At 31.5% G+C, this 6875-nt stretch carries 5 protein-coding genes and 1 pseudogene; 5 read left to right on the forward strand and 1 reads right to left on the reverse strand.

Features of this window, described 5'->3' with window-relative positions:
• Positions 1-231 precede the first annotated feature (231 nt).
• The 4 genes and pseudogenes from HMPREF9129_RS07210 to HMPREF9129_RS07220 all read left to right on the forward strand — a co-directional run.
• Positions 232-741: pseudogene (locus HMPREF9129_RS07210) on the forward strand (IS30 family transposase); the annotation flags it as partial.
• A gap of 520 nt (positions 742-1261) precedes the next feature.
• Positions 1262-2221 (forward strand): hypothetical protein, encoded by a 960-nt coding sequence (locus HMPREF9129_RS07215; protein WP_004822017.1) that lies wholly within the window; start codon positions 1262-1264, stop codon positions 2219-2221.
• A gap of 7 nt (positions 2222-2228) precedes the next feature.
• Positions 2229-2393, forward strand: a complete 165-nt coding sequence (locus HMPREF9129_RS11445) for a hypothetical protein (RefSeq protein WP_004822020.1) — start codon at positions 2229-2231, stop codon at positions 2391-2393.
• Positions 2394-2404: 11 nt separating this feature from the next.
• Complete coding sequence (locus HMPREF9129_RS07220) at positions 2405-3175, forward strand: hypothetical protein (RefSeq protein WP_004822021.1); 771 nt, start codon at positions 2405-2407, stop codon at positions 3173-3175.
• A gap of 154 nt (positions 3176-3329) precedes the next feature.
• On the opposite strand, the gene hutU is transcribed toward HMPREF9129_RS07220, so the two are convergent.
• Positions 3330-5354: a urocanate hydratase gene (gene hutU / locus HMPREF9129_RS07225; protein ID WP_004822024.1), complete on the reverse strand. Its 2025-nt coding sequence runs from the start codon at positions 5352-5354 to the stop codon at positions 3330-3332.
• A gap of 205 nt (positions 5355-5559) precedes the next feature.
• Here hutU and hutI point away from each other — a divergent pair, with 205 nt between their 5' ends.
• The gene (gene hutI / locus HMPREF9129_RS07230) at positions 5560-6825 is read left to right on the forward strand and encodes an imidazolonepropionase (RefSeq protein WP_004822027.1); all 1266 of its coding nucleotides are present in this window, start codon (positions 5560-5562) and stop codon (positions 6823-6825) included.
• Positions 6826-6875 lie beyond the last annotated feature (50 nt).

Raw genomic sequence — 6875 nt, forward strand, 5'->3', positions numbered from 1 at the left:
CAACTATATTACAAAGAAATTTAACGAATTATAGTTAATTATTTTTTGAAAATTTTAATTGGTTAATTGTAAAATGAAATTGAACCAAAAAAATTCCATAGTAAATCACATTTGGTATAATTGATTCACCAAAAACAAAAAAACCCAAAGGTGATGACTATGGAATATAATAATACTGCAACAAACTCAAGAAAAAATAAACATTAAAATGATTTCGAAAGAGGACATTGGGAAATAGATACAATTGTTCCAAAGAAAAATAAAGAAGAACCAGCTTTAATTACTATAACAGAAAGAAAAACAAGGATGGAAATAATACTAAAAATTGCAACAAAAAATTCATCATCAGTTAATGAAAAATTAGAAAAATTACTATCAAAACTAGAAAACTCCACAGCAATATTCAAAAACATAACAAGTGATAATGGATTAGAATTTGCTAACTTAACAAAACTAGAAAATAGCTTAGTTAGAGATGTATATTATTGCCATCCAAATAACGCACAAGAAAGAGGAAGTAACGAAAAACATAATAGCCTAATAAGAAGATTCCTTCCAAAAGGAAAATCCCTATTAAACTACGATGAAAATCACTATCTAAAAATAATGAACTGGATGAATAATTTACCAAGAAAAATCCTAAATTACCAAACACCTATAGAAGTTTTTGTAGAAGAACTCAATAAATTAGGGTTAATGGATACTTTTGGGAAAATAGTTCAATTTGATATTGCAATTTAGGGGAAATTTTAATTATTGATAGTATTACATTTTAATAAGACACTATATAAAGGACTCAGTAATACATATAAGAAGTTATGTATTAAATACAATTGTAAAATGAAATTTAGAAAAAAATTATACACAATATATAAATAAATGTGATATAAAATAGTTGTTTTCAACATAATTAGAAGAGAGGTCATGGAATATATAGTGGTAAAATTTCAGAATTATAGAATTAATATATATGAGGGATAAGTTAAAAAGTGCTATAAATTTAGAAGTGTTATAATTTTTTATTGAAGTTGTAATTAATATACAAGTATAAAGTGTATACTAATGGCGAAAGAATATTTCTTAGCTTTAAAATATTTTTAGAAAGGAGATAGTTATGAAAAGAAATAAGATAGTTGCTATATATTAAGCGGAATAGTGTTGGTATCTGTATTGGGATTTACAACTTCTATATATGCAAGAGAATTTATGGTTAATGAGTCAGGCATCATTAATAATACTGAATCGTCGAAAACTGATTTAAGTGAGGATTCTATTAATTTTTCTTAAAAATTCGGGAGTTGATATTGAAAAGTTTAATGAAAGTTTATTAAAGTTTGAATCTTATCCAAAAAACGAAGATGTAAGGTATAGAAGTTTATTTATTGACGGCGCTAATGAAGAAAATGAGTATATTGGAAACTTGGAATCTGATGTTCAAGCATTAAAGAATGCGGCTGAAGTAAATAGTTTTACTCAAGACCAGATTAAAAGTTATGTTGAAGGACTTTTAAAAAATGAAACAGAAACTATTTCATATACGTCTCTAGGATTAAGATCGGCCCCTGATAGAACGGAAAATAATAGTTTTGGAGCAGGTTTTGAGGCTTTATCTAGTCAAAATTTTAGTCAAATGACAACGAGAGTAAAATTACCATATACAAACATAAAATCTTCCAACGAAATACATTATTTATTTGTATCTCCAGGAAACTCAAATGATTTATTTGACTTTGGATTAATAAAAGGTCAATACAATTGGGAGGGGTTTTATTTACTAGACAAGAATAATCACCCAAACATTGGAGTAAATATGGTGACGTTTCCTTTGAATTCGAGAGTTTATGATGGAGATATGTTATATTATAATATATATAGAGATTCAGATAGATATATGATTTGTAAAATATTAAACAATAATAATTTTAGTGATGTTAAAACCAGTAAAAGAATTTGGTTAAATAATGGTAGTGTTGATAGGATTTCATTTAATAAACAAATTACTATGACATTTCCACAAGCTAGAAGACTAGGAAGTAGCATAAGAGATGCAAGATTTGTAGATTCATATCTTTACAATTCAAGAGGAAATTATATTTTTGAAACACAGGTAAATAATAGTAGATATGGTGTTTTTGGAGATACTAGAATTCCAGGGTCTCGATATTTTACTAATTATCAACGCAGTGGAAATACTGATTATGTTGATATAAATTTGAGGTAGAGGATTTATGTTAAAAAAAATTATTTCGGTTATGTTTTTAGTTATATTTTTTAATACAAATGTAGAGGCGAAGGTTATCAACGTAACGGTTCCAAAATATAATGTAACTGTTAATAGTGTAGTTATGGATAAAGAAAAAATAAGTATCCACCGCTTTCATATAATGGGATAACTTATTTTCCTATGACTTATGACAATGCAATGGCATTAGGTATTTTAATTAATTGGAATAATGCAGAAAGAACTTTATATCTTGATAGGGGAGCTGGATTTGGGAATATCCCGATAAAGCCTTTTGATAGTGAAAAGGAAAATGGAAAATTGTATTCGGTTAAAATAATTCCTTTTGATGTGGTGATAAATGGGAAGAAAATTGATAAAAAGGAATTAAAAAAGTATCCACTATTTGTATTTAGAGATATTACTTATCTACCAATGACATGGAGTATATTTCACGATGAATTAGACTATGATGTTAGTTTTAATCATAAGGATGGACTTGTGATGAAAGCAGCATTACGTCATATGTCATTTCCAACGACTGGGATGGAAGAAATAGTTTTTGATGGGGGACGTGTATCTTATACTGCAGGAAAACCATTATCGGCTTATAGTATTATAATTTCTACAAAATCCGGAGAACTTAGTTTAGGTGAAGATATTAGAAGTAAGTATTTCAAAAACTTTAGAAATTTTCAACCACCGGGAGTTTTAGGATATTATCTTTTAAATCCTGACAAGAGAGTAGAAGCCAAACCTTATGTAAAGGGATATATTTTATATATGCCATTTGGGTATGCATCAGATTTCAATGTCAGCTCAGATGGCGGAATACTTACATTAAATTCAAATAAAGTACGTAATGTGATTTTAAAATACAATGTAAATACGGGAGCTTTTATTGGAGAAGATGAAGTTGGTAAGGATACGGTAAATAAAATATATAAAAATTAGAATTAAGATGAAGAAGTAAGCTGATAATTATTGGCTTACTTTTTTGTTGAATGTAAAAATAAGTTATTAAAATATTTATATAGCAAACATAGAAAAGACCCTCCAACTTGGGAGAGTCTAAAAAAGGTGAAATTAATTTAAATAGTTTTATTAATTAGTTAAATAATTTTGCTACTGCGTTTTTAACTAATTCTTCGTCAGCTACATAAGGGATAGTGATGTGTCCATCTTCATGTTTTTGGTTGAACTCGATAGAAGTTGACATAGCATTTTCATTTCTTGCCCAGTTTCTTCTAGCAACTCCACCCATAACGTCCCAAGAAAGTGATAGTTTGATTATTTCATCAACTCTTTCTGAACCGTCAAGAACAAGTCCGAATCCACCGTTAACACTCTTACCGATACCAACTCCACCTCCATTGTGAAGAGCTATTAAACTCATACCACGAGCTGCGTTTCCTGCAAAACATTGAGCAGCCATGTCATAGCATACGTTGGAACCGTCTTTAATATTAGAAGTTTCTCTGAATGGAGAGTCAGTACCACTTACATCGTGGTGGTCACGACCCATCATAACAGGACCGATTTTTCCTTCTCTTACAAGTTTGTTGAATGCAAGAGCGATGTTAACTCTTCCTTCTTCATCTTGGTATAGAATTCTTGCTTCAGTACCAACAACTAATTGATTCTTTTCAGCATCTTTAATCCAGTTGTAGTTATCTCTATCTTGGTATCTTCTTGTTGGGTCGATAGCTTCCATAGCAGCTTTATCAGTAGCAACTAAGTCTTCGTGTTTACCTGATAGACATACCCATCTGAAAGGTCCGTATCCATAGTCAAATAGAAGAGGTCCCATGATATCTTCTACATAGCTTGGCCAAATAAATCCGTCTTTATCATCAACGCCATTCTTAGAAATTTCTTTAACACCGGCGTCAAAGATTGATTTCATAAATGAGTTACCATAATCGAAGAAGTAAGTTCCCTTAGCTACAAGAGCTTTGATAACTTCGAAGTGAGCTTTTAGTGTATCATCAACCATTTCTTTGAACTTATCGTGTTCTTCAGCAAGCATTCTTGTTCTTTCTTCAAAGCTTATTCCAACTGGACAGTATCCACCATCATATACGTTGTGGCAAGAAGTTTGGTCAGAAAGAAGGTCAATGTGAATATTGTTGTCGTTCATGTAGTGTAGTAAGTCTACAATGTTTCCGTGGTAAGCAATACTCATAGCTTCTTTTTTGTCTAAATATTCTTTAGCTATAGCGCAAGCTTCTTCTGGAGTTTCAGCAAGTTTAGAAATCCATCCTTGTTCAAGTCTTGTTTCAATTCTTGAAATATCAACTTCAGCTACGATAGCTACTGCATTAGCGATTTCTCCGGCTTTACCTTGAGCACCACTCATTCCGCCAAGACCACTAGTTACAAATAGTTTTCCTGAAAGATCATCTTCTGCCTTAAGACCTAATTTAAGTCTTCCTGCATTGAGAATAGTGTTGAAAGTTCCGTGAACGATACCTTGAGGTCCGATGTACATCCAACCACCAGCAGTCATTTGTCCGTAGTTTGTAACTCCCATTTGTTCAGCAACTTCCCAATCTTCGTGGTTGTCATAAAGTCCAACCATTAATCCGTTAGTGATTATAACTCTTGGAGAATTTTTACGTGATTTGAAAAGTCCTAGTGGGTGTCCACTTTCCATAACTAATGTTTGTTCATCAGTCATTTCTTCTAAGTATTTCATAATAAGTCTGTATTGCATCCAGTCGTGGCATACAGAACCAGTTTCTCCATAAGTTACTAATTCGTATGGATAAAGAGCAACTGCAAAGTCTAAGTTATTGTCAATCATAACTTGCATTGCTTTACCTTCTAAGCAATTTCCCTTGCACTCATCAATTGGCTTTCCGTAAAGTCTTCCTTTTGGTCTGAATCTGTATCCGTAGATTCTTCCTCTTGTCTTAAGTTCTTCTAAGAATTCAGGAACAAGTTCTTCATGGAATTTTTCAGGGATATATCTTAGAGCATTTTTTAAAGCTATTTCAGTTTGAGCTTGAGTAAGTCTAAATCCTCTGTCCGGTGCACGACGAATACCTTCTTCGAACTTAGGCATTTCTGGAAGTTCGTCGAATTCTAATTTAATTTTCATTGATTCTGCTATTTGTTTATTATTTATCATATTGCCTCCTCATAATTAATTATTTGAACTTTTTCTATATCATAAATCGTATCCGTCTTAAAAAAGTCAATTAATTAGACGTGATAAAATTTACTTTTTTTCAAAATATGGGTATATTTTAAATTGAAAAGTCTAAGATTTGACACTAATTAGATTAAATTAGACTAAAGTAGATACAGTTAATAGATGAAAAATAGGAGGAATTATGGCAGCGGATAGAGTTTTATATAATTTAAATGAAGTTTTTTGTCCAAATGATTTAGGTCGTCCACTAAGAGGCTCTGAAATGAATGAGGCTAAAATTTTAAAGAATGCATACATTGCTATAAAAGATGGAAAAATTTTAAAGGTTGGAGAAGGGGAAGTTCCTGAAGATTTAATAGATGATTCAACAGAGATGGTTAATTTAGAAGGTAAAATTGCGACACCCGGTCTAATTGATTGTCACACACACCTTGTATACGGTGGAAGCCGTGAACACGAATTTTCTAAAAAGTTAAATGGAATGAGCTATCTTGATATATTAGCAGAAGGTGGAGGAATTCTTTCGACACAAAAAGCTACAAGAGAAGCAAGCTTTGAAGAATTATATGATAAGACAGAAAAGTTGGCAAATCATATGATGTACCATGGAGTAACTACAATAGAAGCTAAGAGTGGATATGGACTTTATTGGGATACAGAAAAAAGACAAATGGAAGTTGTAAAAAAATTAGATAAAAATCTTCCGGTAGATTTTGTTTCAACATTTATGGCGGCACATGCTATACCTGAAGAGTGTAAAGAAAATCCGGATGAGTTTATAGAGCAAGTAATTGAAATGTTACCTAAAGTAAAAGAAGAAAACTTAGCTGAGTTTGTAGATATTTTCTGTGAAAAGGGAGTATTTAATGCAGCACAATCTAAAAAATTACTTTTAGCAGCAAAAGAACAAGGATTTAAAACAAGAATCCACGCTGATGAAATAGAATCAATAGGTGGCTCAAGTGTTGCAGCTGATATACCTACTGTAAGTGCAGAACATTTGATGATGATAACTGATGAAGATATTAAGAAACTTGCTGAAGCTAATGTAATAGGAAACTTATTACCAGCAACAACTTTCTCTTTAATAGAAGACACTTATGCGCCGGCTAAAAAAATGCTTGATGCGGGTATGGCAATAACTCTTACTACAGACTCTAATCCAGGTTCTTGTCCAACGGCAAATCTACAATTTGCAATGCAATTAGGTTGCTTATATATGAGATTAACACCTGTTGAAGTATTTAATGCTGTAACAATCAACGCAGCATATTCAGTGGCAAGAGGGGATAGTATAGGTTCATTTGACGAAGGTAAGAAAGCTGATATAACTGTTTTTGATGCAAAGAACTTAGACTATACTATGTACTTCTTTGCAACTAACTTAGTCTCTCAAGTATACAAGAATGGTGAGTTGGTAGTAAAAGATAGACAACTTGTTAAATAACAAAATTTAAATATGATTTATTATGGTGGGCAGAATTTGCTCGCCATTTT

Origin of the sequence: Peptoniphilus indolicus ATCC 29427, from assembly GCF_000227315.1 — a bacterium.
GTDB lineage: Bacteria > Bacillota > Clostridia > Tissierellales > Peptoniphilaceae > Peptoniphilus > Peptoniphilus indolicus.

Coding starts and splice junctions, on each gene's coding strand:
- HMPREF9129_RS07220 (WP_004822021.1), top strand. CDS start 2,405: ATGACTTATGACAATGCAATGGCATTAGGTATTTTAATTAATTGGAAT.
- hutI (WP_004822027.1), top strand. CDS start 5,560: ATGGCAGCGGATAGAGTTTTATATAATTTAAATGAAGTTTTTTGTCCA.
- HMPREF9129_RS11445 (WP_004822020.1), top strand. CDS start 2,229: ATGTTAAAAAAAATTATTTCGGTTATGTTTTTAGTTATATTTTTTAAT.
- hutU (WP_004822024.1), bottom strand. CDS start 5,354: ATGATAAATAATAAACAAATAGCAGAATCAATGAAAATTAAATTAGAA.